This is a genomic window from Peribacillus sp. NPDC096622, assembly GCF_044762665.1.
Lineage (GTDB): Bacteria > Bacillota > Bacilli > Bacillales > DSM-1321 > Peribacillus > Peribacillus frigoritolerans_B.
In genome coordinates, this window is record NZ_JBIWES010000007.1 from 200,000 (window position 1) to 225,954 (window position 25,955).

Genomic DNA, 25,955 nt, shown 5'->3' on the forward strand with positions numbered 1-25,955 from the left:
GATTTTAACAAATGTCTGCGTCTTATAGGAATTGAGAAATATGAATCTTCGAAGAACTATCAGAAGGAGTTGTCTATGTTGAATCGTTTTGGTCCATTTGTTATCTTACTTCTTTCTTTAGTGATCTTGACTGGTTGTTTTAATGGTTCACCGGAAGAAAGAATCCACAAAATCCTGGAGAAAACTGCAGAAAAGGAAAGTGACTTCACCGAGAATCAAGAGCCGCTTAATGATTTGGAGAAAAAAGAAAAAGAAAAATATGAGAAAATCATTAAACTTGGATTGGATGATTATGAACAGATCGTCGAGCTTTCAAATGAAGCAACCAAGAATATCGACGAAAGGGAAAAAATAATTGAAAAGGAACAAAGCAGTATGCAATCCTCAAAAGAACAATTCAATCAGATAGATGAACAAATCGGGAAAATAGAGGATGAAAAGATAAAAAAAGAAGCGACTGAAATGAAAAAGGTCATGAGTGAACGCTATAGCACCTACGATGATTTATATGATGCCTATCAACAAAGTCTCGCTTATGATCGTGAATTATATGAGCTTTTTAAAAAAGAGGATTTGAAAATGGATGAATTACAGGTGCAAATCGAGAAAATAAATACCGCATATGCAAAAGTTTTGAAAGCGAATGAGGAATTTAATGTATTAACGGAAAAATCAAATCAAAAAAAAGAAAGTTTTTATGATAGTTCCGGCATAGAAATGGCGGATTCAACAAAATAATATAAATAATGATGGGCTGTGATCCTCACTCACAGCCCATATTTTGTTCAATGCAGTTCTTTTTTGGGCTGAAAAATTCTAGAATGGCTCTTTTTTGTGCAACCAGCTTGATGTGAAATTTTCATACCTGTACTAAAAAAAAACGATAATTAAAAATCAAACAGCAGACTAAAATGAAAGCGTTTGAATATTTTTTTGGAATATTATTTTAAAGGCTCAAACGCCTTTAGTTAAAGCGGTTTTGGAATCGATGGGATATGCTGGGGAATTGAAATGTTATCCTTCGCCATCCTTAAATTCATAATTACGGGAAATTTAATGGTACAGTTGTAAATCGAAAACTAATACAGAGAAGAAGTATGGGTATTGGAAATTCTATTAAATCAAAATTATAAGGAACTCCAAGTGATTGACTTGATGTTAATTCATCTTGTAAACTTAATCTATAAAAATTCTTGTATCATTTTCCTTGATTTTTTTTATGGTACAGAATAAGATTGAGACATATTAAGCATATCCACGTTTGAGGATTGGTCTTAAGGGAAAAATAAAAGAATGAATTGTTGAAGAAACTAAAAAGCAAACTATTTTTGCTTTATAGAATAATAATAGCAAACCTTTTTAATGAAAGGATGAGGTGCCAAATGGCTCAAAAAACTAAACAAGCTAAAATTAATGTTCAGGATCAGCTTAAGAAAGTAGAAGAACAATTTGAAACTTTTCAAATTTTAAATGAAGAGGGAGAAGTCGTTAATGAAGCGGCTATGCCTGATTTAAGTGATGAACAATTGCAAGAATTAATGCGTCGTATGGTTTATACACGCATCTTGGATCAGCGTTCCATATCACTGAACCGCCAAGGCAGATTAGGTTTCTATGCACCGACTGCCGGTCAAGAAGCTTCTCAAATCGCTTCCCAGTATGCTTTGGAAAAAGAAGATTTCATTCTGCCTGGTTACCGTGATGTTCCGCAAATCGTTTGGCATGGCCTGCCGCTTTGGCAAGCATTCCTATTCTCCCGGGGACATTTTAAGGGAAATCAAATTCCTGAAGACGTCAATGTAATTTCTCCTCAAATCATTATCGGCGCTCAATATGTCCAAGCTGCCGGAGTGGCTCTTGGGTTGAAGAAACGCGGGAAAAAAGCGGTTGCCATTACATATACGGGTGACGGTGGTACTTCACAAGGTGACTTCTATGAGGGAATTAACTTTGCAGGTGCATATAAAGCGCCAGCTATCTTCATCGTGCAAAATAACCGTTTCGCAATCTCGACACCAGTTGATTTGCAATCAGCAGCGAAAACATTGGCCCAAAAAGGTGTGGCTGCAGGTATTCCTGGAATCCAGGTTGATGGTATGGATGCGTTGGCCGTTTATACAGCCGTTAAAGAAGCGCGTGAACGTGCAATCAATGGTGAAGGCCCTACATTGATTGAAACATTAACTTACCGTTATGGACCACATACGATGGCTGGGGATGACCCGACACGCTACCGTACTTCCGAAATGGATAACGAGTGGGAACTGAAAGATCCGTTGGTTCGTTTCCGCAAATTCTTGGAAAACAAAAAACTTTGGAATGAAGAATTAGAGAACGAAACGATAGAAAAAGCAAAAGACGATATTAAAGAAGCAATCAAATTGGCTGATGCAGAACCTAAACAAAAGGTTACAGACCTAATTGAAATCATGTATGAAGAAATGCCTTATAACTTAAAAGAACAATATGAAATTTATAAAGAGAAGGAGTCGAAGTAAGCCATGGCTCAATTGACGATGATTCAAGCAATTACAGAAGCATTACGTACAGAACTTAAAAATGACGAGAATGTACTCGTTTTTGGGGAAGATGTAGGTCTTAATGGAGGAGTTTTCCGTGCAACGGAAAATCTTCAAAAAGAATTCGGTGAAGATCGTGTATTCGATACACCTCTTGCTGAATCTGGAATCGGTGGATTAGCGGTCGGTCTTTCTTTACAAGGTTTCCGTCCTGTTCCTGAAATTCAATTCTTTGGGTTTGTATATGAAGTGATGGATTCCGTAAGCGGTCAGCTTGCTCGTATGCGCTACCGTTCAGGCGGACGTTACAGTGCACCGGTTACCATTCGCTCACCTTTTGGGGGCGGAGTGCATACTCCGGAAATGCACGCTGATAGCTTAGAAGGTTTAATGGCTCAGCAACCAGGGTTAAAGGTAGTTATCCCTTCCACTCCTTACGATGCAAAAGGCTTATTGATTTCAGCGATTCGTGATAATGACCCTGTCATTTTCCTTGAGCACATGAAATTATACCGTTCTTTCCGTCAGGAAGTTCCTGAAGAAGAATACACAATTCCATTAGGAAAAGCGGATGTGAAAAGAGAAGGAACGGATTTATCCATTATTACGTATGGTGCGATGGTGCAGGAATCCATTAAGGCAGCTGAGGAATTGGCTAAGGATGGTCATTCCGTCGAAGTGGTCGACTTACGGACTGTATCTCCATTGGACATCGATACAATCATTGCTTCTGTAGAAAAAACAGGACGCGCTATCGTTGTTCAAGAAGCACAAAAGCAAGCTGGTATAGCAGCGAATGTCGTAGCGGAAATTAACGAACGTGCCATTTTGAGCTTGGATGCTCCAGTACTGCGCGTGGCGGCAGCTGATACGGTATTCCCGTTTTCACAAGCTGAAACAGTATGGCTCCCTAATTATAAAGACATTATTGAAACGGCGACTAAAGTCTTGAAGTTTTAACAATCTTAAGTAATGGAATGAATGTCCTGCTTGGGAAAGTGATTTTGCATTAACGGTAATGCAAGATAAAGGACTTTATTCAAAGCACTAAGTATGATTTAATATAGGAGGTTGAACTCAGTGGCATTCCAATTTAGACTCCCTGATATCGGAGAAGGTATACACGAAGGTGAAATAGTGAAATGGTTTGTAAAACCAGGAGATAAGATACAAGAAGATGACGTGCTTTGCGAGGTTCAAAACGATAAGGCCGTTGTTGAAATCCCATCACCGGTGGAAGGTACCGTTGAAGAAATCCTTGTTCAAGAAGGAACGGTTGCCGTTGTTGGCGATGTACTTGTAACATTCGATGCTCCAGGTTATGAAAATCTTCAGTTTAAAGGGGATCATGGAGAAGAAGCGAAGGCAGAAGGCGAGAAGAATACGGAGGCCCAGGTTCAAGCAACTGCTGAAGCTGGACAGGAAGTCAAGAAAGAGGCTGCTCCGGTTCAAGAAAATAGCGGAGTAACGGGCGCGGGAGCACAACCACAGGTTGAGGCAGATCCTTCACGCCGTATTATCGCCATGCCTTCTGTCAGGAAATATGCACGCGAACAAGGGGTAAATATTCGTGAGATCACTGGTTCTGGGGATAACGGCCGCATCATGAAGGAAGACATAGATGCTTTCAAAAACGGCAAAACCGCTCCACAGCAACCAGCAGCTCAAAGTGAAGCTTCACAACAAAATGATACGGAAACAACCGAAAAACAAAAAGTTTCAATTCCAGAAGGGCAATATCCTGAAACTCGTGAGAAAATGAGCGGTATGAGAAAAGCGATCGCAAAAGCAATGGTTAAATCCAAGCAGACAGCTCCGCATGTAACATTAATGGATGAAGTCGATGTGACGCTATTGGTTGCTCACCGTAAGAAATTCAAGGAAATTGCTGCACAAAAAGGAATCAAGCTTACATTCCTACCTTATGTTGTTAAAGCGTTAACAAGTGCATTGCGTGAATTCCCTATGCTTAACACATCATTTGATGATGAAGCTAGTGAGATTATCCATAAACACTATTACAATATCGGAATTGCGGCAGACACAGAAAAAGGACTGCTCGTTCCAGTTGTAAAAGATGCAGATCGTAAATCAACTTTTGCTATTTCACAAGAAATTAACGAATTAGCAACGAAAGCCCGTGACGGCAAATTGGCTCCTAACGAAATGAAAGGTGCTTCTTGCTCCATTACGAATATCGGTTCCGCAGGCGGTCAATGGTTCACACCTGTAATCAATCATCCAGAAGTTGCCATTCTAGGGATTGGACGCATTGCCGAAAAAGCAATTGTACGCGACGGGGAAATTATCGCCGCTCCAGTTCTGGCATTATCACTGAGCTTTGATCACCGCATGATTGATGGAGCAACAGCTCAACATGCATTGAATCATATCAAAAAGTTATTGAACGACCCAGAATTATTGTTAATGGAGGCGTAAACAATGGTAGTAGGAGATTTTCCAATCGAAACAGATACTTTAGTAATCGGTTCAGGACCAGGGGGATATGTTGCCGCAATTCGCGCAGCACAGCTTGGACAGAAAGTAACGGTCGTTGAAAAAGGAACAATCGGCGGAGTTTGTTTGAATGTAGGCTGTATCCCATCGAAAGCATTAATTTCGGCTGGACACCGTTTCCATGAAGCTCAGCATTCAGAAGATATGGGTATCTTTGCAGAAAAAGTTACTGTTGATTTTTCTAAAGTACAAGCTTGGAAAGGTTCTGTTGTAAAAAAATTAACAGGCGGTGTAAGCAGCCTGTTAAAAGGCAATAATGTTGATGTTGTAACTGGCGAAGCCTATTTCGTTGATGAAAACAGCATCCGTGTTATGAATGATGACTCAGCCCAAACATATACATTTAAAAACGCAATCATCGCCACTGGTTCAACGCCAATCGAGATTCCGTCATTTAAATATACGAAACGTGTACTTAATTCCACTGGCGCTCTTGCTTTGGAAGAAGTTCCAAGTTCGATCGTGGTAATCGGCGGAGGTTACATCGGAACGGAGCTTGGCGGAGCATTCGCAAGCTTTGGCACTAAAGTGACGATCCTTGAAGGTACGGAAGAAATCCTTTCAGCGGGCTTTGAAAAACAAATGGCTGCACTTGTTAAGCGTAACCTTAAAAACAAGGGTGCTGAAATTGTTACTAAAGCAAATGCTAAAGGCGTGGAAGAAACTGAAACAGGTGTAACCGTTACTTATGAAGTAAAAGGCGAAGAGAAGAAAGTTGAAGCCGATTACGTTTTAGTAACAGTTGGACGTCGTCCAAATACTGCTGAAATCGGTTTGGAACAAGTCGGAATCAAAATGACTGACCGCGGTTTGATCGAAACGGATAAACAATGCCGTACAAGCGTGAAAAACATTTACGCAATCGGTGATATCGTTTCTGGACCTCAGTTGGCTCATAAAGCTTCTTATGAAGGTAAAATTGCAGCTGAAGCCATTGCAGGACATTCATCTGAAATCGACTATCTTGCTATTCCGGCTGTTGTATTCTCTGAACCGGAACTTGCTTCTGTCGGTTATAATGAAAAAGAAGCGAAGGAAGCTGGAATCGAAGCGCTTGCTTCTAAATTCCCATTCGCTGCAAATGGACGTGCTCTTTCCTTAAATAATACGGACGGATTTGTGAAGCTTATCACTCGCAAAGAAGACGGATTGGTTATTGGAGCACAAATTGCAGGACCAAACGCTTCTGATATGATTGCAGAACTTGGTTTGGCTATCGAAGCAGGAATGACTGCCGAAGATATTGCGATGACAATCCATGCACATCCAACTTTAGGGGAAATCACAATGGAAGCTGCTGAAGTTGCCCTTGGAACTCCTATTCACATCATTAAGTAATTGAGTTATATAAAAAGCGTACTGCATAATGCAGTACGCTTTTTTTTGTGATACCAGATTCACAAAAATGAAGGATGTCTCCCCATTCATGATTTTCTTCTCGCCAGTTAAATGAAAAGGTCAAAAAGGGCATAAGCTATAAAAAGGACTTCTTACTTTTTTCCTTGAAAGGGTTTGAAAACGGTAATAGAGGATAAAAAATAAGATGAGCGATTTGTTAAAGGAATATTTTTTGCCAATAAAAAGATCATGGCTGATATATTCATATTAAAATGGGGTGGATCACTTGAAAAATTATCTGGTAATCCTCTTTCAACTAATCGTTTGGAGTGGGTATACATTAGTTGAATGGCTGTCTGTTAACGATCGATTCGTTTTCAAAGTATTCATGTTTCTGGTTTTTTCTTATCTAGCCATTTACATTGGTAAAATGATTTTAAAATCCAATAGACGAACCATGCTTGTTACCGTAATAAGTCTATTATGTTACGGGATTTTGCAAATCCTTTTGGAAACGCTGGTACCCGTTTATTGAATTTGTCGTAAGCTTCATGACACAAGAAACCACGGAGGTATCATGATAAACAAAGTAGTAGCATTATTTACATTTGTATCATTTTTATTGATGGCTTGTAATGACCCGAGTTCCGGTCAAACTGAAAATGAGAATAAAAAAAGTGTGGAAACGACGACAAAGGTCCAAGATGAAAGTCAGCAAGAGAAAAATTTGAAAAAAGAAACGTCACAAACAATTGGCGAAGGGAATGTAAAGGCGGAATATCGGGTGGATAAAGAGAATTGGTCATTTAAACCGATTGGGGATGCAAATCCGAAAGTTGTGCTGCTAACATTTGATGATGCACCTGATAAATATTCCCTGGCAATCGCCCAAACCCTGAAGCGACTTGAAGTACCTGCGATATTTTTCGTGAACGGTCACTTTCTTGAAAATGATGAAAATAAAGCGGTGCTGAAAGAAATTCATGAAATGGGTTTTTCCATCGGCAATCATACGTATTCCCATGTAAATTTAAAAGAGTTGAACGAAAAGGAACAAGAGCGGGAAATCGTAAAATTGAACAATTTGGTTGAGGGAATAATAGGGGTACGCCCTAAGTACTTCAGGGCGCCATTTGGATCGAATACCGAGCATTCAATAAAAGTCGCTGAGAAAGAAAAAATGTTGGTCATGAATTGGACTTACGGATATGACTGGGAAAAAGAGTATCAGGATAAAAAAGCTTTAACGGAAATCATGTTGAACAGCCCTTATTTAGGAAATGGTGCGAACTTACTGATGCATGACCGGAAATGGACGAGTGAAGCGATAGAGGATATCGTGAAAGGTTTTCAAAGGAAAGGCTATGAGATCCTTGATCCCAAATTAATTGAAACGCCTGCATGAGCCAATTTCGGCATTTGCAGGTTTTTTTATTTCCTTGGATAATAATACATCACCCGTTTATTGAAGAGATGCAGCTGCGCCCGTAATTTCTTTGCAAGGAATTTGCACAATTCATTAGCTTTTCCCTTATCTCCGAAAGTTGCTGTTTCAGGGAGGGTGAATTGGATATAGGATTGAATCCGCTCTGATCCATCTTCATCCTTTACGACTTCTTGGTCAACTCCTATCAATATCATGTGATATCGATCTTCTTTGGCTTGTAGATATATGGCCTTATCTTTCATTCTTTCCGGTTCTTTCATTTCATAAGGAAATGCTTTCTTATCATAGTCCCAATCCAGTTGCTTTCCGGTTTTCGCTGTGATCATTTGATAATAGTTCAGCAATTCTTTCACGTCTTCAATGGTTACAGTCCCTTTCACGGACTCAGGAACAAGTTTGATATAGGCGTTTTCAGTCATGTGGATCCCCCTTAAATCGATAAGATGTAAGAATATATTAACATTTTATGGATGTATTATATACCTATCTATATGTAAATGAAAAGGCGAAATTCCTGTTTCACCTTGCTATGCTAAAGCGAGGAGTGTGATCAATTGAGTACAGGGCCCTTCGTTTATAAATAAATTCCCGTGTTTTTAAAAAAGAATCAGTCTAACGAACGATTGGAATCCACTTCTTTCAAGATGATCGTTCATTAAGTGGGAAAAAGTATATATGTTATACTTTTTAGCTTGAAATAATAAATGTGTTATATTATAATTCATTTAAAGCGGTTACATTACGTCAATAATGCATACAATATAGGGGAAGGTGTTGTAAAAATGGGAACTATCGTATGTCAAACTTGCAATAGCACGATTGAACATTTTGAAGATGAGAAAGTAAGTGTACTATATACACACAATCACAACTGCCAATGCTGTGATACAGCTGCCTCTGATAAATAAATGAAAAAAGGATTTTAAGATTAATAGAATGTAAGGGTGTTTCAGGATTGTAACCTGGAGCACCCTTTTTATAGAAGCCAGTGCTTAAAAAATAAAAGGTTCAAAAAAACCAGAGCAGTACCCTGCTCTGGTTTGAGGGGATCAATCAATTTTTTATGATGCGTAAATGTTTTATTTCTGGGTCCTCAGGGCCTTGAACCGGAAGGCCGGCCTCGATGTTTTTCCGGATGTAATTGATATTATCTTTAGTAATCAGTTCACCTGGAATGAAGATCGGGATTCCAGGCGGGTAAACCATGATGAATTCAGCGCTAATTTTGCCGACGGATTCCTCAATGGGAACCACTTCGGTTTCTGCATAAAATGCCTCCCTGGGTGATAAAGCCAGCGGTGGTGTATCAGGAAGCAGGACTTCGATCTTTTCATGTTCAGCTGCCATTTCCTTAAACTCATCCGCTAAGTCCCTAAGGGCAGCGATCAGCAGGTCCGCTTCTGTTTTTGTGTCTCCAGGTGTTATCAGGCAAAGGATATTGTACAAGTCGGAAAGTTCCACTTCGATATTATGCTTTTCACGAAGCCATTTCTCAACGTCGTATCCGGTAATATTCAATTCCTTGATGGATATGATCAATTTTGTCGGATCATAACTAAAGGCTGCCTCGCTCTCGAGAATTTCGCTGCCGACGCAGTAAAGATAAGGAATCTCATTAACGGCCTCACGGATATACCCTGCGAGATTGATCGCTTCATCGATCATTTCCCTGCCTACCGTCGCAAGTTGTCTTCTAGCCGTATCCAGGGAAGCCAGAAGGATATAGGAGGTTGAGGTGGTTGTGAGCATGCTCAATATGGCTTGAACACGATTTGCGGAAACCAATCCAGTCTTAACATTCAATATGGAACTTCCCGTTAGTGAACCGCCCAGTTTATGAACACTAGTTGCAGCCATGTCTGCTCCAGCCTGCATGGCTGACATCGGCAAGTCCTCATGGAAGTGTATATGGACACCATGCGCTTCATCTACGAGTACTGGGATTTGGTGGGAATGAGCAACTTCCACTATTTTTTGCAAATCAGCCGAAATGCCGAAATAGGTGGGATTGATGACAAGCAATCCTTTTGCATCGCTATGTTCCCTTAAAGTTTTTTCAACGGCATCGACGGTGATTCCATGTGAGATGCCCAAATCTTTGTCTATTTCAGGATTGATGAAAATGGGAACAGCTCCGGAAAATACAATGGCAGACATTACGGATTTATGTACATTCCTTGGGACGATGATTTTGTCCCCAGGTCCGCAGACTGTCATGACCATCGTCATGATTGCTCCACTTGTTCCTTGAACGGAAAAGAATGTGTGATCTGCCCCAAAAGCTTCAGCGGCAAGATCCTGAGCTTGTTTGATGATCCCCTTTGGCTGATGGAGATCATCGAGTGGAGCGATATTGATTAAATCTATCGATAATGCATTTTCTCCAATGAAATTACGGAAATCAGCGTCCATTCCTTTTCCTTTTTTATGACCCGGAATATGAAATTGAACGGGATTTCTTTTTGCATGCTGCAATAAGGCAGTGTATAAGGGTGTTTCATTCTGTGACAATTCTTTGTGGCCCCTTTTCAGTAAAATAGGTACGAAATATGGGAGGTTATACTCCCTTTCTATTAATGATCGTATGTTTCTCCGATTCCATTCAAATGGTTAGTAAGCTGTGGATAGACATAAAACATATGAATTATAGCACGTCTTATAATAAATGCCTAGTGACTTTAATGTCCTGACTTAAACAATTTATATATGTCTTTGTTGTTAAGGAACCCAATAAAATTATCAGCAGTTTATAAATATCCATTTTCCTAGTATTTACTGGATTTACTCAAGAATTCTTCTTTTTTATATTGTATGTGTGAGTTAAAAATTGAACGGGTAAACAATATTTGCCATAATGAAGCTAATGATTTGGATTCAGCTAAATAAACAAACCAGAAAATGAAAAGGGAGATGAGGAGTTTGAAGTGGAAAACGCGTGTGACCGATTTGTTAGGTATTCAATACCCAATCGTACAGGGGGGATTGGCCCATTTGGCATATGCAGACTTGGCTGCGGCAGTTTCGAATGCAGGGGGGCTAGGGCAGGTAACGGCCATGTCCTTGGACAACCCGGAGCAACTGGTAGATGAAATTAGAAAAACCAAATCATTGACGGATAAACCGTTTGGTGTGAACTTTGCGATCGGTCAGCATGGAAGGCCTTATGAACACATGCTGGAAGCAGCGTTGGAAGAGGGGATAGCAGCTGTTTCGGTAACCGGCGGCAACCCTGGCCCATTTCTTGATTACGTCAAAGGCACTCAAGTGAAGAAACTGGTGCTTGTTGCTGCAAGAAGGCAGGCAATGAAGGCTGAACAGCTTGGTGCAGATGCAGTGATGGTAGTTGGCCAGGAGGGCGGAGGACATTTAGGGCGTGATGATATTGGAACTTCTGTGTTAATTCCTCAAGTTGTGGACTCCGTTAAAATTCCAGTCATCGCCTCGGGTGGATTTGGCGATGGGCGCGGTTTGATGGCAGCATTGGCACTTGGTGCCGAAGGAATCGAGATGGGGACACGATTCATAGCAGTCAAGGAGTGTGTTCATGCACATGAATTATATAAAAATGCCTTGGTTTCCGGCACGGAAAATGATACCGTTATCATCAAGCGGTCCATTGGTGCACCAGCAAGGGTAATTGCAAACAGCTGGACCGATAAGATCCTTGAAATAGAAAAAGAAAACGGCGGATATGAGCAATTGCAGGATTACATAAGTGGCAAAGCGAACCAGCGTTATATCCATGACGGTGTCGAAGCTGAAGGCTTTGCCTGGGCTGGACAAGTGATGGGGCTGATTCATGATGTACCATCGACTGCCGAACTATTCAGTCGGATTATCGACCAGGCGGAAGCAATTCGTTCAAAATGGGCAGACTGAAAATAAATGATCTGCCGGACAACATGAAAAACTATCTAGAAGGAGCGTGTTTAGGGTATGGATTATCAATATCCAATGGATCTTGATTGGTCTACTGACGAAATCGTGGATGTGATTAAATTCTTTGAAGCGGTAGAAAAGGCTTATGAAAATAAAATACAAAAGGAAGAATTCATGAAGGCTTACCGAAGATTCAAGGAAATAGTCCCTGGTAAGGCAGATGAAAAAAAGTATACGGATGAGTTCGAGCAAGTCAGCACCTATTCAGCCTATCTTGTTATAAAGAAGGCAAAAGGAATCGATGACGGGGAATGGATAAAAATGAAAAATTAAAAATATAATTTTTCGAAAACTCCATTGACTTACTGAAAAGATTGTTTTAACATAATAATCAAGAAAAAGATAAAGGCAGTGACGAAGAAGAGTACCTTAATGATGTTCTGCAGAGAGCCAGTGGTTGCTGAAAACTGGTGAACGAATTTAAGCGAATGGACTTCCGAGCCCCAAACCGAAACGGATGTACGGAGTAGGCTTTGGCGATTATCTCATCGTTAATGGAGATAGGCATGTTAATGCCGTAAAGTGAGCTAATTTAGCTAATTAAGGTGGTACCACGGGTTCCTCGTCCTTTGGATGAGGGCCCTTTTTGCGTTTTTATGGAAATGATAATTAAATCTATGAATGAGAGTAGTAATCTTTTTAGATGCGTCACAGAGAGCCGGAATAGGTGGAAACCGGTACGATATAAGAAGATGAATGGACTCATGAGTGGTTTCTTGAAAATAAGTAGGGAAACTCGGCTGCCACCGTTAAAGGGTAATCGCAAGAATTTTTCATTCTTGCTTGAGAGGGAAAAATGATGCATTTTTCCAACTTGAGGTGGCACCGCGGTATACCGTCCTCTGCAGGCACATATTTGTGTTTGCGGGGGATTTTTTTATTGGAATTTCAATATATATACTTTTTAAAGAAAATATCCAGAGGAATGAAAACTCAGTCACTTGGCCAAAAGTTTTTTCCCTTCGGGGGGTTATAAGGGCGCATAAGAATCGGGAGGGAATTAATATGAATAATTTGGATGAAAAAAAAATACTCCGTTTCAAAATGGACACAATTGAAGGGGATATCCATACACCCATTGCCATATTTCAGAAATTGGATGGTGACCAGAAGTTTTTATTGGAAAGTTCGAATTCGCATCATGACAACGGCCGCTACTCATATCTAGGTTCAAAACCTTATCTGGAGGTGACATCACTTGCTGACCAAGTATATGTGAAAGACACTGAAACAGGTGATCAAATCGTAAAGAACATCAATATCATCGAGTTTCTAAAAAAAGAATTATTAGTGGAAATAGAAGAGGTTCCCATACATCTTCCGCCATTTAATGGTGGTGCAATCGGGTATATGGGCTATGATATCATTCGTCTTTATGAAAATATTGGTCCGGTTCCTCCTGATTCTTTACAAATGCCTGATGCTCACTTTCTTTTTTATAAAGAACTGTATATATTCGATCATGTTTTGCAGAAGATCCATCTTTTGACTGCGGAAGAAGATAGTGAAAAAAGTTTATTGGGAATGAAGGAAAAAATCAATCAGGCAAGCAAGCCGTCAAAGGAGATATCGTCGGAATATTTGGAATTCAACTCGAATTTCAGTCAGGATGAATTCGAGAAAATGGTCCTTGAAGCTAAATCAGCGATCATAGCTGGTGAAGTGTTCCAAGTTGTTTTATCACAAAGGTTTAAAGCGGACTTCGATGGGGAGCCTTTCGATGCTTACCGTCGTTTGCGATTAGCCAACCCCTCTCCTTATATGTTTTATATAGAATTTGGTGACTATACAATCATTGGGTCTTCTCCAGAAAGTTTAATCAGTGTTTCATCAGGAGTGGTTCATGTTAATCCCATTGCCGGTACACGACCGAGAGGGAAAACGGATGAAGAAGATAAGGGCTTCGAAAAAAGCCTGCTGATGGATGAAAAGGAACTTGCCGAGCATAAGATGCTTGTTGATCTAGGTAGAAATGATCTTGGCAGGGTTTGCGAAATCGGTTCAATCCACCTTACCGAGGAAATGGAAATACAAAGATATCAGCATGTCATGCATATTGCTTCGAAGGTTAGCGGAAAGCTTAGGGAAGGGTACACGAGTTTAGATGCACTGACGGTCTGCCTTCCTGCCGGAACAGTTTCAGGTGCTCCTAAAATCAGGGCAATGGAGCTGATCAATGAACTGGAAAATTGTAAACGGGGGATGTATTCGGGCTCGATAGGCTACATAGGTTTTGGAGGGGATCTTGATATGGCATTAGCCATTCGGACGATGATCATTAAAGATGGCAAGGCCTATGTACAGGCAGGAGCTGGAATTGTATATGATTCAGATCCAAAAACGGAATATGAAGAAACACAAAATAAAGCACGCGCTTTAATGGAGGTTCACACTAAATGATTTTATTAATTGATAACTATGACTCGTTCACTTACAACCTTTACCAGTATTTGGGCGAAGTGGAAAAAGAAATCGTAGTAAAAAGGAATGACGAAATCACCATTGCGGAAATTGAGGAACTGAATCCAATGGCAATCGTCATTTCCCCGGGACCCGGCAGGCCGGAAGATGCTGGCATCAGTATGGAAATCATCCGCAATTTTTACGAGAAGGTTCCGCTATTAGGCATTTGTTTGGGGCATCAGGCCATTGGGGCGGTTTTTGGTGCGAATGTGGTTGGAGCGAAACAAATCATGCATGGGAAAACATCGGCAATCGAACACGATGGAACAGGTGTATTCGCCAAACAGGACTTACAATTCCCGGTAATGCGTTACCATTCCCTTGTAGTTGAAAGGGCGAGTTTGCCAGAAGAACTGACTGTGACGGCAGTGGCACTGGATGATGGGGAAATCATGGCCCTTAAACATCAGGAATTCCCTCTCTACGGTTTACAGTTCCACCCTGAATCAATAGGGACGAAAATCGGCAAGGAATTATTACATCAATTTTATGAGATTGCGAGAACCTTTCAATCAGAGAAGGAACAATCCATTTTATAAAACTAAAAACGACTGGGGGAGTTAGCGGTGAAGGAGTATTTAGCGAAGTTAGCAGAGCGTCAAACATTGACGGAAGAAGAGATGAGCAGAGCAGCCCAATCGTTATTTTCAACAGATATCACCGAAAGCGAGATGGCAGCATTCATGATTGCCTTAAAAGCCAAAGGGGAAACCGCAGGTGAAATAGCAAGCCTTGTCAGAGTCATGAGAAAAGAAGCAAGAAGTGTACAAACAAGCTCCCTTAATGTAATGGATAATTGCGGAACGGGAGGAGATGGGTCACAAAGCTTCAATATAAGTACAGCATCGGCCTTCGTACTTGCTGGGGCCGGTGTCAAGGTTGCCAAACATGGCAACCGTAGCATATCAAGCAAAACGGGAAGTGCGGATGTATTGGAAGCATTAGGCGTTAATTTGTACTTGGAGCCTGACATGTTAAAAGAGCTGTTGGAGGAAAATGGAATCACATTCTTATTTGCGCCATCGGTCCACCCTAATATTGCAAGGGTAATGAAAGTGAGAAAAGAACTGAAAATTCCGACGATATTTAATCTCATCGGTCCTCTGACAAATCCAGTCCAACTCGACACGCAATTAATGGGAATCAATCGACGCGATATGCTCGAGCTTTTTGCGGAAGTGCTACATAAATTAGGCAGGAAACGCGCTGTCGTGATAAATGGTGCCGGTTTTATGGATGAAGCGAGCCTGCAGGGTGAAAACTCACTCGTCCTTTTGGAGCAAGGAGATATTATACCATTTACGCTGCATCCTGAAGAAGTCGATCTGCCGGTTTACGGAAATGATGCCATCCGTGGCGGTGACGCCAAACAAAATGCCGATATCATGCTTAGGCTTCTCAAAGGGGAAAAAGGGGCCTATCGTGATACCGTTTTATTGAATGCTGGATTGGGATTATACGCACATGGTACGGCAGAGACGATCAAAAAAGGAATCTCCATGGCCAAAGAAAGCCTCGATAGCGGATCGGCTCTTGCAAAGTTAGAAAATCTGATTGCTTATGGCAATAGAAATAAGGTGGTCATGTAATGGAAAATATCTTAACGAAAATCATCGAACAGAAAAAGGTGGAAGTCGCAAAATTAAAAGAAAGGGGCTTACAAGATTCGGTAAGGATCAACATAGTCAGACCATCTTTGGTGGAAAATTTGAAAACGGCGAAATCGATGGCTGTCATCGCGGAAATAAAACGGGCTTCCCCTTCAAAAGGGGACATTAAAATCAATGTAAATCCGATCGAGCAGGCCCTTTCATATGAAAGGGGCGGAGCGGCAGCGATATCCGTATTGACCGATGAGGTTTTCTTTAAAGGATCAATTGCAGATTTGAGAATCGTAAGCGAAGCCATACGGATTCCCAGGTTGTGCAAAGATTTCATCATCGATGAAATCCAAATCGATCGGGCCCATCAAGCTGGTGCCACTATCATTCTTTTGATTGTGGCAGCACTTTCTAAAGAACGACTTCATGAATTATATCAATATGCAAAAAAGAAAGGGCTTGAAGTATTGACGGAAGTCCATGATGAAGCCGAACTGGAATGTGCTCTAGGGCTTAATGCAGAGCTCATAGGGATTAATAATCGGAATTTAAAGACCTTCAAAGTGGATTTGGCTGTAACGGAGCGACTGGGGAAGTTACTTGATCCCAAACGCCATATCATTATCAGTGAAAGTGGGATCAAAACAAAAGAAGACGTGATGCGTGTAAAGGATGCTGGTGCAAAAGCGATTTTGGTTGGGGAGACACTGATGACTGCATCAAATCTTTCGCACACGATGGCCGAACTGCAAATGAGTATATAAGGAGATTAATATGTTAGTGAAAATCTGCGGGATAAAGACTTTGGCAGCTGCTCAGACTGCTGTTAGTTCCGGGGCGGACTTCATTGGTTTCATTTTTGCCGAGAGTAGCAGGAAGGTTGAGCCAGAGATAGTAGGAGAATTCGGAGCGAATCTAGCTGGACATATTAAAAAAGTCGGAGTGTTTGCCAATCAAACTGAGCAAGAAGTGATAAAAAGTGCTGAAATTGCGGGATTGGATTATATTCAGCTTCATGGTAACGAGCCCGCCAGCTTTGCTAGCAGAATGCCCCTACCGGTGATCAAAGCCTTTGCCGTAAATTCAGAGAAAGACCTTGAAAACCTTCATGAATATCCAGCAGATTATCTATTGGTCGATCTTCCTAAGAGTGCATCTGGAAACGGATTGACTTTGGATTGGGATATGATTCGAAAAGCGGATCTGCCACTGGGGAAGGTAATTCTAGCAGGTGGCCTGACTCCGGAAAATGTCGGAAAAGCGATTAATGCCGTTTCACCATTCGCAGTTGACGTAGCCAGTGGTGTTGAAACAAACGGAATAAAAGATGCTGTAAAAATAAAAGCATTTATTAATGAGGCTAAAAAACAGCCGGAAAAGAGGAATGAATAGATGAACACCTATACACAGCCTGATAAAACTGGACATTTTGGAGCATATGGAGGCCGCTTTGTTCCGGAAACTTTAATGGCGGCGATTACTGAGCTTGAAGAAGTATATGAACAATCTAAAAATGATCCTGAATTCCAAAGGCAGCTAAGTTATTACCTGAAACAATATATCGGTCGGGAAACACCTCTTTATTTTGCGGAGAACTTAACGAGACTGGCTGGTGGTGCAGATATTTACCTGAAGCGCGAAGACTTGAATCATACCGGGGCCCACAAAATAAATAATACGATCGGTCAGGCTTTGCTGACTCGGAAAATGGGCAAGAAAAAAGTGATTGCCGAAACGGGTGCAGGACAGCACGGGGTTGCAACGGCGACTGTGTGTGCTTTGCTGAAGTTGGAATGCATCATCTTTATGGGAGAAGAAGATATCAGGAGACAGAAATTGAATGTATTCAGGATGGAGCTTTTGGGAGCCAAGGTCATATCTGTATCACAAGGAAGCGGGACACTGAAGGATGCAGTAAATGAAGCGTTACGATATTGGGTGGCGAATGTGGATGACACCCATTATATAATGGGATCAGTTCTTGGTCCGCATCCATTCCCAGTAATTGTCCGTGATTTTCAAAGCGTGATAGGGAATGAAACAAAACGTCAATATTCTGAGGCGGTTCATTCCCTGCCGGATGCAGTAGTCGCATGCATAGGCGGAGGAAGTAATGCGATGGGGATGTTTTATCCCTTCATTGAGGATGAAACGGTAAAATTATACGGAGTGGAAGCGGCAGGGCATGGACTTGAAACACCATTACATGCTTCTAGTTTGACAAAGGGGAAACCTGGGGTGCTCCACGGGGCATTCATGTATGTTTTGCAGAACGAGGACGGTCAGATCCAGGAGGCACATTCAATTTCAGCAGGGCTTGATTATCCAGGGGTAGGGCCTGAACATAGTTATTTAAAAGATACGAATCGGGTGGAATATACTTCCGTAACCGATGATGAAGCCTTGGAAGCCCTAGCGATGCTGTCAAGGGAGGAAGGGATCATCCCTGCTTTAGAAAGTTCACATGCCATTTCCTACGGTTTAAAGCTTGCTAAGGAAATGGAGAAAGGAACAGGACTGGTGATTTGCCTGTCCGGCCGTGGTGATAAGGATGTTGAAACGGTCCAATCATTGATGGGGGGTAGTGAACATGAATAAATTAACAAATGCACTTGAAGAATGTCAAACAAAGCAGGAAAAAGCATTCATACCATATATCATGGCAGGCGATGGAGGTCTTGAACGGTTAAAGAGCCAGCTTCTTTTTCTTGAAAATAGCGGGGCGACTGCCGTTGAACTAGGTATACCTTTCTCTGACCCTGTCGCTGATGGCCCCGTTATCCAACAAGCTGGCATCCGTTCTTTGGAAAATGGAACAACTTTAAAAGATGTCCTTAAAAAAGTAATGGAAATCAAAAATGATGTGAACATCCCAATTATTTTAATGGGATATACGAATTCAATCCTGGCATATGGACTTAAAGAGTTTACGAATGACTGTCTGCTAGCAGGGATTTCCGGGTGCATCATCCCCGATTTACCGATTGAAGAAGAAGCCATCTTTTCATCAATCAAAACTGCAGGGATCGTTCTTATCCGACTTGTGACACTCACGTCTCCGGAAGAGCGCATCACCGAGATTACCGCAGGGGCGGAGGGTTTTATCTACGCAGTTACAGTCAAAGGCATCACAGGTGCCCGTGACGCCTTCGGGGAAGAACTTGGAGGCTATTTAAAGAAGGTAAAAGAGATAAGTCCGGTTCCCGTTCTTGCTGGGTTCGGCATATCGACGCCAGAACATGTCCGTGATGCAATACAATACTGCGATGGAGTCATTGCCGGCAGCAAGATCATCGAATGCTTCGAGACAGGTAAGGAAGACCAAATTAGAGACTTGATACAAGCAAGCAAAGGCTTAGTGCAAAAATAGGAATGGAGAGCTCCCAGGCTGCCCTCAGTTTGTAGGCAAGTTCTAACTTAAACAAAGTCGATGGGGCGGGTGTTCGGGACCGCCCGCGGAAAGCGAGTGCTGGTGGCAACGGTCAAATTTTAAAAACCTAAAAAACTGTAGGCAAACTCAATGATTGAGTTTGCCTACAGTTTGAGGAGAGCCTTAAGGCTCTCCTTTTATCTTAACCTTAACCAGTTTTTTTGTTGGATCCGAATAGGAATCAAATGTGTTTAATTTAATTGATATAAGGGTAAAAGATGTTCAAACGCATCTTGAATGGTTTGAATGAAATCATCATCTTTTAACTTTATAGCGTCATCACGTGAAATTTTTATACCGCATAGGATTTCGGCTTTCTTTACCGTTTGCAAACGGGTGAACATTGAATTCAAATCATCTACTCCAAGACCATCATGAGGGATGACATCAGGTTTTGTATGGTCCATTGACCAAACATAATGGGAGGGAATGCTATTCACCAAGCGGTCTGCCTGTTGCTCCAGATGCTTTCCGATTTCCATTTTATTAGGGGCTTCATAAATGACGGCATACCAGATGAACATATGCGTTTCCCATAACCCGATTTGGAAATGCGGCATCATTTTATAACCTCTGCTATTGGCAGCAAAAGCAACCCATGTATCATTGGGAGGATTCACTGTCCGTCTAGCATGCTTTGCAACGTGAGGGTGCATTTCATCGCCGGTCATAACGGACAGTTTTTGAGAAAAGTGCTCTCCTAGGGCTTGTAATTTGGGCTGGATCCGTTCTTTTAAAGCATCCATGCGCGGTTCCAATCCATCAATTTTAAAAACATCAAAATCATTTGCTGTAAAACTTTCTATATTCATTTTCATCTCTCCTACCGTAATATCTGCACATATTGTAGCATAAGTAAAAGTAAAATTTAAAAAATACGATTCGGGTTGGCGATGTAAAATTCCTTATAGGTTATAGCACAAATTAGTTGCTATTTGAGGTAGGAAGTCATATGATAAAATAAATTCAGAAAATTACGTTAATTAACGAAGGGAGAATGTTAATTATGAAACAAGTCATGAACCAAGCATTAAAAGCTAAAGAAGTTGAAAGACATAGAGCTGCAGTGTTAAGAATGGAAATGGACTATGAATTAGCAACCCTTTTTGAAGCAATCGGTGAAGAGAATGACCGAAAGAGGTCACAATGCAAGCAAAGGCTAGAACGCATCCGCTTGGAATTGTTGAAACTGAAAGCCTTGTAAATGATGGGCTGCAGAGATCTTGAAGGAGAATGAATTAAGGAAATGAATCAATTTCAATACAAGGAATTTTATTATAGATGAACGGGCACTTTATTTTATTAAAAATAATGTGTCCGTTTTTCATTAAATGTCCAATATATATAAGGTGGCATTTTATTTTGGTTCGCGTCCCTTTAATAAGGAAGGGAAGCGTCGAGTAAAGGATTAATGGATGGGCAGTCAAGGAACCTTCTTTCCCCATAAGATAAAAAAATGGAAAATTTAAGATGTTAAAAGCTTGAAGGCAAGCTATATTTGCTTTAATCTTTAAAAGAGGATCATTTTAATGTAGTTTCTGATCATAAAGGACGGGGATATTATAATGGCATCGGTCAAGGAAATGGATACATATGCGAAGTTATGGATGAAAGAAGCGGGTACCAGGCTAAGGGCGTCCTTTAAAACCAAGTTGAATATTGAAATGAAAACGAATCCGAATGATTTGGTCACTAATATGGATAAGGGGATAGAAAAGTTTTTTTGCGAAAAAATCGGCGAAGTTTTTCCAGAACACCGCATTTTTGGTGAAGAGGGAATGGGCAATGATATTAAAGACCTAAAAGGTACGGTGTGGATCATCGATCCTATTGATGGAACTTTGAATTTCATTCATCAACAGAGGAATTTTGCAATTTCTCTTGGGGTTTATGTGGACGGCATCGGAAAGATTGGCATGGTTTATGATGTCTTTAGTGATGAATTATATCATGCGATTAAGGGTCAAGGAGCATTTTTGAATGATCAAAGGCTTCCCTCTCTTGAAGAAGCATCAGTAAGCAAAGCGATCATTTCCATCAATGCAAGCTGGGTAACGGAAAACCGGAGGATAGACCCGAGTCTTTTGGCACCGTTAGTTCGCGATGCAAGAGGAACACGATCTTATGGCTCGGCAGCATTGGAGCTGGCATTCGTGGCCGCTGGAAGGATTGATGCATACATAACCATGAGACTCATGCCTTGGGACTTTGCCGGGGGAGTTTTACTGGTTGAGGAAGTGGGCGGGGAAATTAGTAATATTAAAGGTGGTAAATTGGATTTTTTAGAAGGCGACTCACTTTTTGTATCTAAACCAGGGCTACACAAAGAAGTATTCGACAAATACTTGTCAGGAAACTCCAACCATTAGTAAATGCGGCCATGATAAAAGTCTTGCACGGAAGGAATTCTCATTTAGAAATAATTAACAAAAAAAACTCGCTGTCTGTCAGCGAGTTTTTTATATTATAACTTCCCGGCTTCACGTAATTTCTTCTTCTGAGTGAAACCGAACCCCATGATTCCGCAAAGAATAACGATTGCAGCTAATATTCCAATCAAGCTTTTTTCAGCAATGAAGATGCCAATGGAGCCAATGCTGGCTGTTGCCAATAACGCTAATATTAAGAAATTCCATTTAATGTTCATTAATATCACCCCTAATAAATCTATTGTACATAATTTCTGTATTTGTTTCTAGTATGTTTGTGATATAATATGTAAGTTAATACTAGTGATACGTTTTACACAAACTTTTTTAGGAGTGAATTTTTTGAAATTAAGAGAAAATATTCGTAATATAGCCATCATCGCTCACGTTGACCATGGTAAAACGACGTTAGTGGATCAGTTGCTAAAGCAATCTGGTACTTTCCGTGAAAATGAACATGTGGAAGAACGTGCGATGGATTCTAATGCGATTGAAAAAGAACGCGGAATTACGATTCTTGCGAAAAATACAGCAGTTCAATACCAAGACACAAGAATCAATATTTTGGATACACCTGGTCATGCCGACTTTGGCGGTGAAGTGGAACGGATCATGAAAATGGTTGATGGTGTTCTTCTTGTAGTTGATGCATATGAAGGCTGTATGCCGCAAACTCGCTTCGTGTTGAAAAAAGCATTGGAACAAAAGATCACACCAATCGTTGTCGTGAATAAAATCGATAAAGATTCTGCACGTCCAAATGAAGTGGTGGATGAAGTAATTGACTTATTCATCGAACTAGGAGCAGAAGAAGAACAGTTAGACTTCCCAGTTGTCTTCACTTCAGGTATCGCTGGTACTGCAAGCTTGGATTCAGATCCTGCTAAACAAGAAAAAGACATGACCCCACTTTTCGAAACAATCGTCGAAACGATCCCTGCACCAATTGATAACTCAGATGAACCGCTTCAATTCCAAGTGGCTTTACTTGACTACAATGATTATGTAGGACGTATTGGTGTTGGCCGTGTATTCCGCGGTAAAATGCATGTAGGTCAACAAGTTTCATTAATGAAACTTGATGGGACGGTCAAACAATTCCGTGTAACGAAAATCTTTGGTTATATCGGCTTGAAGAAAGTTGAAATCCAAGAAGCCGTTGCCGGTGATTTAATTGCCGTATCTGGTATGGAGGATATAAACGTAGGGGAAACGGTTTGTCCGACCGAGCACCCTGATGCACTACCTATCCTGCGTATTGACGAGCCAACATTACAGATGACTTTCCTTGTAAATAACAGCCCATTTGCAGGCCGTGAAGGGAAATTCGTTACAGCTCGTAAAATTGAAGAGCGTTTGAGAAACCAATTACAGACGGATGTCAGCTTAAGAGTCGAAAATACTGATTCTCCGGATGTCTGGGTTGTTTCAGGTCGTGGAGAGCTTCACCTTTCCATCCTGATCGAAAACATGAGACGTGAAGGTTATGAACTGCAGGTTTCTAAACCGGAAGTTATCGTTCGTTTGATTGATGGTGTCCGTTGTGAACCGGTTGAACGTGTACAAATCGACGTACCTGAAGAGCACACTGGTTCGATCATGGAATCAATGGGAGCCCGTAAAGGTGAATTGTTGGACATGATCAATAGCGGAAGCGGTCAAGTTCGTTTACTATTCACTGTTCCAGCTCGCGGACTTATTGGATATTCAACTGAGTTCTTAACGATTACACGCGGATATGGTATCATGAACCATTCATTTGACAGCTACCAGCCAATGGCTCAAGGTCAAGTCGGCGGAAGACGTCAAGGTGTACTTGTATCCATGGAATCAGGAAAAACTACACAATATGGTATTATGCAAGTAGAAGACCGCGGTGTTATTTTCGTTGAGCCAGGTACGGATATTTATGAAGGAATGATCGTTGGGGAACATAACCGTGATAGCGATTTGACTGTTAATATCGTGAAAGCGAAACAAATGACAAATATGCGTTCAGCGAATAAAGACCAAACTTCTTCCATGAAAAAACCGAGAATCATGTCCCTTGAAGAAGCTCTGGAATATTTGAACGATGACGAGTACTGTGAAGTAACTCCGGATTCTATCCGCCTTCGTAAAAAAATTCTTGATAAAAACGAGCGTGAAAGAGCAGCTAAAAGAAAAAAAGTTGCACTTGAAGAAAAATAAATAGCAAGAGGAGGAGAAAAGATTGGATATCCAAGAGCGATTATCATTTTTTGCAGCATTGTACAGAGTGGATGAAAATCCTGAAGCAGGAATGTGGTATTTATATTTGACGGTCTTTGGATTATGCATCCTTGTCTATCAGTTGGGTTTTGCCAAAAAGTTACCTTTGCTAAAAAATGTGGTCATTTATGTGGTAATGGCACTTGGATGTACCCTTCTTTCTTTCTTTGCTGTGTTTCTTCCTATGGGGGAGGCATTAGTCATCGCTTCACTTGTTCTGGGGATTTATAGAATCCGTCTTAATAATTCGAGAAAAGAAGAACAGGCTTAAGATGATGAAATCATTACAGGATGCTTTATACAATTGGTTGACGATCAAAGTTGTCTGTGATGCAAGGCCTGATGATACAGCTGCACGTGATACAGAAATGTTTTTCATGAAGATGCTGAAAGATGATCATCAGGTGATTATCGATTCGGTTACAAAAACAGAACCTTTTTATTTCGTCGAGTATCTTTTGGGAGACGAAATGAAAAAGCAGCGTTATCCGATTGAATTGATTGATATCATGTTAGACCAAATTCAGTTAGAGCCAGAAAAGTATAAAAATATCGAGTAATGATAAAAAAAGAACCGTGCGATAATATGCACGGTTCTTTTTTTATATTGCTTTGGAGAGGGAAAATCCGTATAAAAGATGTAGGGTTGTCCATAAAAAGAAAGCTGCCAAATCAGAAGGAAGGACAACTTCTGTATTCGACAGCGCCGATAGTGGGAATTAAAGCATGATGGCTGGAATGATCGTGATAAAAGCAAGTGCGTATTTGTTCCATTTCCTGAAAAATTTCAAAGGATGAAGAATTTAAGCGTAACCATACGTAATGGACAGTGAGACAATAAGGTGGAAAAAGAACAATGATGCCTCACTCCAGGAAACTGCTCCAATTATGGGAAGGAAGTCCACATTCATTAAAAGCTTATACAAGCTTATACACTTGTTTACCGGAAAACATTTCGACCCACTTCATTATCAATCCAAGCAGAATTCCATTGATCAGACCAATCAGGGTAACTTTATGCAAATGTTCTACCATTCATCTTCATTTTTGATCGTCCGGTAAAGGCGGAAGTTACCGGTGGCAATCCGCTCGTTCGTACGCTCTTCTATGCGTTGGTTGCATGTATTGCACATATAGGTATGTATAGGACGGTTTCGAAGTTTTTTTGCTTCTGGGCTATCGTCAGGTATAGATTCAATTTGATCGCATATTACACATTTAACCTTCATTTTAGTTGAACCTCACTTCAATTTGAATATGCTTTTAAGTATACCAATATTTTTATGGTAAAACGAGGATAAAGTGAAACTAACATTTGAACGTTAATTGTTGAGTATGAAAAAGACCCGAAGATTCATTTCGGGTCGGGAAAATTCATTCTTTAAAGTGATTGGATTGATCATTTTGCTCTTTATCGAGTTCTTTTCTTTCCGTATCATCATCAAGTTTATTTTTTTCCTTTTCAATGTTCTTAGATGGCGTTGGGGTTAAAATATCACCAGGAACCTCCGGAATGACTCTACTTGTGATGTCAGCGAGTTCATTTAGTATCCCGGTTACCGGTTTGCCGTCTTTAATATCTTTGGCTACCTCCCTGATACGCTCATTTAAATCCGGGTCAGCGACGATGATGGCATTTGCACCGTCAGGATCATGTTTTAAAGTTTCTCCGACTGAGTACTTTATCGTTCCAACCTGTGAACGCTCAATATCTTGGTCAATATCTATTCCGACGATGGCGTATTTGCCAAGTACGACTGCGGTGGCATCGTTCACCTCAGGAATGGATTTAGCCAAACCGGTGAGTCTTTCCGCTGTTTGCTGACCTGTATTTCTGTCTGCTTCCTTAATGGTCGTATTATTGACTTTCGTTATATTGTTTTCCGCATTATTTTCAGACACTTCATTTTTATTATCCATTGTGCAACCTGACATCAACAGAACAGCGGCGAGCGACAATATGGTTTTTTGCAATGTAAAACCTCCTTAATGTTTTTCTTTGGTTCCAGCCTGTCCATCGCT

General features: G+C 40.8%; 28 protein-coding genes and 2 other annotated features. Of the genes, 22 read left to right on the plus strand and 6 right to left on the minus strand.

The genetic code is table 11. The features are described 5' to 3' along the window. The first annotated feature begins 75 nt into the window (after window positions 1-75). From ACIQYG_RS15035 to ACIQYG_RS15065, 7 genes are all read left to right on the plus strand, one after another. Window positions 76-738, plus strand: a complete 663-nt coding sequence (locus ACIQYG_RS15035; RefSeq protein WP_402839242.1) for a YkyA family protein — start codon at window positions 76-78, stop codon at window positions 736-738. A 644-nt stretch (window positions 739-1,382) separates the two neighbouring features. After that, on the plus strand, window positions 1,383-2,498 hold the full coding sequence (gene pdhA, locus ACIQYG_RS15040) for a pyruvate dehydrogenase (acetyl-transferring) E1 component subunit alpha (protein ID WP_076366782.1): 1,116 nt from the start codon (window positions 1,383-1,385) through the stop codon (window positions 2,496-2,498). 3 nt (window positions 2,499-2,501) lie between these two features. Next, the gene (locus ACIQYG_RS15045; RefSeq protein ID WP_034314063.1) at window positions 2,502-3,479 is read left to right on the plus strand and encodes an alpha-ketoacid dehydrogenase subunit beta; all 978 of its coding nucleotides are present in this window, start codon (window positions 2,502-2,504) and stop codon (window positions 3,477-3,479) included. A gap of 120 nt (window positions 3,480-3,599) precedes the next feature. Next, window positions 3,600-4,958 (plus strand): dihydrolipoamide acetyltransferase family protein, encoded by a 1,359-nt coding sequence (locus ACIQYG_RS15050; RefSeq protein ID WP_402839245.1) that lies wholly within the window; start codon window positions 3,600-3,602, stop codon window positions 4,956-4,958. Between the two features lie 3 nt (window positions 4,959-4,961). Continuing rightward, a complete protein-coding gene (gene lpdA, locus ACIQYG_RS15055; RefSeq protein WP_402839247.1) occupies window positions 4,962-6,374 on the plus strand; it encodes a dihydrolipoyl dehydrogenase in 1,413 nt (470 codons plus the stop codon). 277 nt (window positions 6,375-6,651) lie between these two features. Beyond that, complete coding sequence (locus tag ACIQYG_RS15060) at window positions 6,652-6,909, plus strand: hypothetical protein (protein ID WP_306804763.1); 258 nt, start codon at window positions 6,652-6,654, stop codon at window positions 6,907-6,909. A 42-nt stretch (window positions 6,910-6,951) separates the two neighbouring features. Beyond that, window positions 6,952-7,779 carry a polysaccharide deacetylase family protein gene (locus ACIQYG_RS15065; protein WP_402839249.1) on the plus strand — a complete coding sequence of 276 codons (828 nt, stop codon included), beginning with the start codon at window positions 6,952-6,954 and terminating at the stop codon, window positions 7,777-7,779. Window positions 7,780-7,805: 26 nt separating this feature from the next. Here ACIQYG_RS15065 and ACIQYG_RS15070 read toward each other — a convergent pair whose 3' ends face one another. Continuing rightward, complete coding sequence (locus tag ACIQYG_RS15070; protein WP_137018837.1) at window positions 7,806-8,240, minus strand: DUF1885 family protein; 435 nt, start codon at window positions 8,238-8,240, stop codon at window positions 7,806-7,808. A gap of 363 nt (window positions 8,241-8,603) precedes the next feature. On the opposite strand from ACIQYG_RS15070, the gene ACIQYG_RS15075 reads away from it, so the two are divergent. After that, on the plus strand, window positions 8,604-8,729 hold the full coding sequence (locus tag ACIQYG_RS15075) for a GapA-binding peptide SR1P (protein WP_402839252.1): 126 nt from the start codon (window positions 8,604-8,606) through the stop codon (window positions 8,727-8,729). A gap of 145 nt (window positions 8,730-8,874) precedes the next feature. Here ACIQYG_RS15075 and ACIQYG_RS15080 read toward each other — a convergent pair whose 3' ends face one another. Then, window positions 8,875-10,332, minus strand: coding sequence for an aminotransferase class I/II-fold pyridoxal phosphate-dependent enzyme (locus ACIQYG_RS15080; RefSeq protein WP_402839254.1), 1,458 nt, complete (start codon window positions 10,330-10,332; stop codon window positions 8,875-8,877). A gap of 408 nt (window positions 10,333-10,740) precedes the next feature. Here ACIQYG_RS15080 and ACIQYG_RS15085 point away from each other — a divergent pair, with 408 nt between their 5' ends. The 9 genes from ACIQYG_RS15085 to trpA all read left to right on the plus strand — a co-directional run bounded on the left by ACIQYG_RS15085 (window position 10,741) and on the right by trpA (window position 19,194). Then, a complete protein-coding gene (locus ACIQYG_RS15085) occupies window positions 10,741-11,700 on the plus strand; it encodes an NAD(P)H-dependent flavin oxidoreductase (RefSeq protein ID WP_402839256.1) in 960 nt (319 codons plus the stop codon). A 57-nt stretch (window positions 11,701-11,757) separates the two neighbouring features. Further along, window positions 11,758-12,033, plus strand: coding sequence for a UPF0223 family protein (locus ACIQYG_RS15090; RefSeq protein ID WP_402839258.1), 276 nt, complete (start codon window positions 11,758-11,760; stop codon window positions 12,031-12,033). A gap of 69 nt (window positions 12,034-12,102) precedes the next feature. Continuing rightward, window positions 12,103-12,333 (plus strand) — a binding site (T-box leader). 35 nt (window positions 12,334-12,368) lie between these two features. Further along, window positions 12,369-12,606: a binding site (T-box leader), on the plus strand. A gap of 159 nt (window positions 12,607-12,765) precedes the next feature. Next, on the plus strand, window positions 12,766-14,160 hold the full coding sequence (trpE, locus tag ACIQYG_RS15095; protein ID WP_402839260.1) for an anthranilate synthase component I: 1,395 nt from the start codon (window positions 12,766-12,768) through the stop codon (window positions 14,158-14,160). Continuing rightward, window positions 14,157-14,762, plus strand: coding sequence for an anthranilate synthase component II (locus ACIQYG_RS15100; protein WP_402839262.1), 606 nt, complete (start codon window positions 14,157-14,159; stop codon window positions 14,760-14,762). The genes trpE and ACIQYG_RS15100 overlap by 4 nt, the downstream gene beginning before the upstream one ends. Window positions 14,763-14,789: 27 nt before the next feature. Then, entirely contained in the window at window positions 14,790-15,812 is a 1,023-nt protein-coding gene (trpD, locus tag ACIQYG_RS15105; RefSeq protein WP_402839264.1) for an anthranilate phosphoribosyltransferase, read from the plus strand. Continuing rightward, complete coding sequence (trpC, locus tag ACIQYG_RS15110; protein WP_402839266.1) at window positions 15,812-16,588, plus strand: indole-3-glycerol phosphate synthase TrpC; 777 nt, start codon at window positions 15,812-15,814, stop codon at window positions 16,586-16,588. Before trpD ends, trpC begins: the two co-directional genes overlap by 1 nt. Before the next feature lie 10 nt (window positions 16,589-16,598). Continuing rightward, window positions 16,599-17,216, plus strand: a complete 618-nt coding sequence (locus ACIQYG_RS15115; protein ID WP_402839268.1) for a phosphoribosylanthranilate isomerase — start codon at window positions 16,599-16,601, stop codon at window positions 17,214-17,216. Then, a complete protein-coding gene (trpB, locus tag ACIQYG_RS15120; protein ID WP_402839270.1) occupies window positions 17,217-18,422 on the plus strand; it encodes a tryptophan synthase subunit beta in 1,206 nt (401 codons plus the stop codon). After that, the gene (trpA, locus tag ACIQYG_RS15125; RefSeq protein ID WP_402839272.1) at window positions 18,415-19,194 is read left to right on the plus strand and encodes a tryptophan synthase subunit alpha; all 780 of its coding nucleotides are present in this window, start codon (window positions 18,415-18,417) and stop codon (window positions 19,192-19,194) included. The genes trpB and trpA overlap by 8 nt, the downstream gene beginning before the upstream one ends. A 251-nt stretch (window positions 19,195-19,445) precedes the next feature. Here trpA and ACIQYG_RS15130 read toward each other — a convergent pair whose 3' ends face one another. Beyond that, the gene (locus ACIQYG_RS15130) at window positions 19,446-20,066 is read right to left on the minus strand and encodes a YktB family protein (protein WP_402839274.1); all 621 of its coding nucleotides are present in this window, start codon (window positions 20,064-20,066) and stop codon (window positions 19,446-19,448) included. A gap of 194 nt (window positions 20,067-20,260) precedes the next feature. Between ACIQYG_RS15130 and ACIQYG_RS15135 the strand changes: the two genes are divergently transcribed. Further along, window positions 20,261-20,458 carry a hypothetical protein gene (locus ACIQYG_RS15135; protein WP_402839276.1) on the plus strand — a complete coding sequence of 66 codons (198 nt, stop codon included), beginning with the start codon at window positions 20,261-20,263 and terminating at the stop codon, window positions 20,456-20,458. Between the two features lie 361 nt (window positions 20,459-20,819). Then, window positions 20,820-21,623, plus strand: coding sequence for an inositol monophosphatase family protein (locus ACIQYG_RS15140; RefSeq protein WP_402839277.1), 804 nt, complete (start codon window positions 20,820-20,822; stop codon window positions 21,621-21,623). A 95-nt stretch (window positions 21,624-21,718) separates the two neighbouring features. Here ACIQYG_RS15140 and ACIQYG_RS15145 read toward each other — a convergent pair whose 3' ends face one another. Then, complete coding sequence (locus tag ACIQYG_RS15145) at window positions 21,719-21,901, minus strand: YlaF family protein (RefSeq protein WP_402839279.1); 183 nt, start codon at window positions 21,899-21,901, stop codon at window positions 21,719-21,721. A 124-nt stretch (window positions 21,902-22,025) separates the two neighbouring features. Here ACIQYG_RS15145 and typA point away from each other — a divergent pair, with 124 nt between their 5' ends. Genes typA through ACIQYG_RS15160 form a run of 3 tightly spaced genes read left to right on the plus strand, consistent with a single transcriptional unit; the run spans window position 22,026 to window position 24,493 of the window. Further along, a complete protein-coding gene (gene typA / locus ACIQYG_RS15150; protein ID WP_283917343.1) occupies window positions 22,026-23,873 on the plus strand; it encodes a translational GTPase TypA in 1,848 nt (615 codons plus the stop codon). A 22-nt stretch (window positions 23,874-23,895) separates the two neighbouring features. Further along, window positions 23,896-24,204, plus strand: coding sequence for a YlaH-like family protein (locus ACIQYG_RS15155; protein WP_402839282.1), 309 nt, complete (start codon window positions 23,896-23,898; stop codon window positions 24,202-24,204). 4 nt (window positions 24,205-24,208) lie between these two features. After that, window positions 24,209-24,493, plus strand: coding sequence for a hypothetical protein (locus ACIQYG_RS15160; protein ID WP_402839358.1), 285 nt, complete (start codon window positions 24,209-24,211; stop codon window positions 24,491-24,493). A gap of 468 nt (window positions 24,494-24,961) precedes the next feature. Here ACIQYG_RS15160 and ACIQYG_RS15165 read toward each other — a convergent pair whose 3' ends face one another. After that, window positions 24,962-25,162, minus strand: coding sequence for a YlaI family protein (locus ACIQYG_RS15165; protein WP_072272690.1), 201 nt, complete (start codon window positions 25,160-25,162; stop codon window positions 24,962-24,964). A 145-nt stretch (window positions 25,163-25,307) separates the two neighbouring features. Next, entirely contained in the window at window positions 25,308-25,907 is a 600-nt protein-coding gene (locus ACIQYG_RS15170; RefSeq protein ID WP_402839284.1) for a YhcN/YlaJ family sporulation lipoprotein, read from the minus strand. Between the last annotated feature and the right edge of the window lie 48 nt (window positions 25,908-25,955).

Coding starts and splice junctions, on each gene's coding strand:
- ACIQYG_RS15160 (WP_402839358.1), top strand. CDS start 24,209: ATGAAATCATTACAGGATGCTTTATACAATTGGTTGACGATCAAAGTT.
- ACIQYG_RS15130 (WP_402839274.1), bottom strand. CDS start 20,066: ATGAATATAGAAAGTTTTACAGCAAATGATTTTGATGTTTTTAAAATT.
- ACIQYG_RS15045 (WP_034314063.1), top strand. CDS start 2,502: ATGGCTCAATTGACGATGATTCAAGCAATTACAGAAGCATTACGTACA.
- trpE (WP_402839260.1), top strand. CDS start 12,766: ATGAATAATTTGGATGAAAAAAAAATACTCCGTTTCAAAATGGACACA.
- trpC (WP_402839266.1), top strand. CDS start 15,812: ATGGAAAATATCTTAACGAAAATCATCGAACAGAAAAAGGTGGAAGTC.
- ACIQYG_RS15070 (WP_137018837.1), bottom strand. CDS start 8,240: ATGACTGAAAACGCCTATATCAAACTTGTTCCTGAGTCCGTGAAAGGG.
- ACIQYG_RS15145 (WP_402839279.1), bottom strand. CDS start 21,901: ATGAACATTAAATGGAATTTCTTAATATTAGCGTTATTGGCAACAGCC.
- ACIQYG_RS15065 (WP_402839249.1), top strand. CDS start 6,952: ATGATAAACAAAGTAGTAGCATTATTTACATTTGTATCATTTTTATTG.
- ACIQYG_RS15100 (WP_402839262.1), top strand. CDS start 14,157: ATGATTTTATTAATTGATAACTATGACTCGTTCACTTACAACCTTTAC.
- ACIQYG_RS15090 (WP_402839258.1), top strand. CDS start 11,758: ATGGATTATCAATATCCAATGGATCTTGATTGGTCTACTGACGAAATC.
- ACIQYG_RS15075 (WP_402839252.1), top strand. CDS start 8,604: ATGGGAACTATCGTATGTCAAACTTGCAATAGCACGATTGAACATTTT.
- trpB (WP_402839270.1), top strand. CDS start 17,217: ATGAACACCTATACACAGCCTGATAAAACTGGACATTTTGGAGCATAT.
- ACIQYG_RS15135 (WP_402839276.1), top strand. CDS start 20,261: ATGAAACAAGTCATGAACCAAGCATTAAAAGCTAAAGAAGTTGAAAGA.
- lpdA (WP_402839247.1), top strand. CDS start 4,962: ATGGTAGTAGGAGATTTTCCAATCGAAACAGATACTTTAGTAATCGGT.
- ACIQYG_RS15035 (WP_402839242.1), top strand. CDS start 76: ATGTTGAATCGTTTTGGTCCATTTGTTATCTTACTTCTTTCTTTAGTG.
- trpA (WP_402839272.1), top strand. CDS start 18,415: ATGAATAAATTAACAAATGCACTTGAAGAATGTCAAACAAAGCAGGAA.
- pdhA (WP_076366782.1), top strand. CDS start 1,383: ATGGCTCAAAAAACTAAACAAGCTAAAATTAATGTTCAGGATCAGCTT.
- ACIQYG_RS15115 (WP_402839268.1), top strand. CDS start 16,599: ATGTTAGTGAAAATCTGCGGGATAAAGACTTTGGCAGCTGCTCAGACT.
- ACIQYG_RS15165 (WP_072272690.1), bottom strand. CDS start 25,162: ATGAAGGTTAAATGTGTAATATGCGATCAAATTGAATCTATACCTGAC.
- ACIQYG_RS15140 (WP_402839277.1), top strand. CDS start 20,820: ATGGCATCGGTCAAGGAAATGGATACATATGCGAAGTTATGGATGAAA.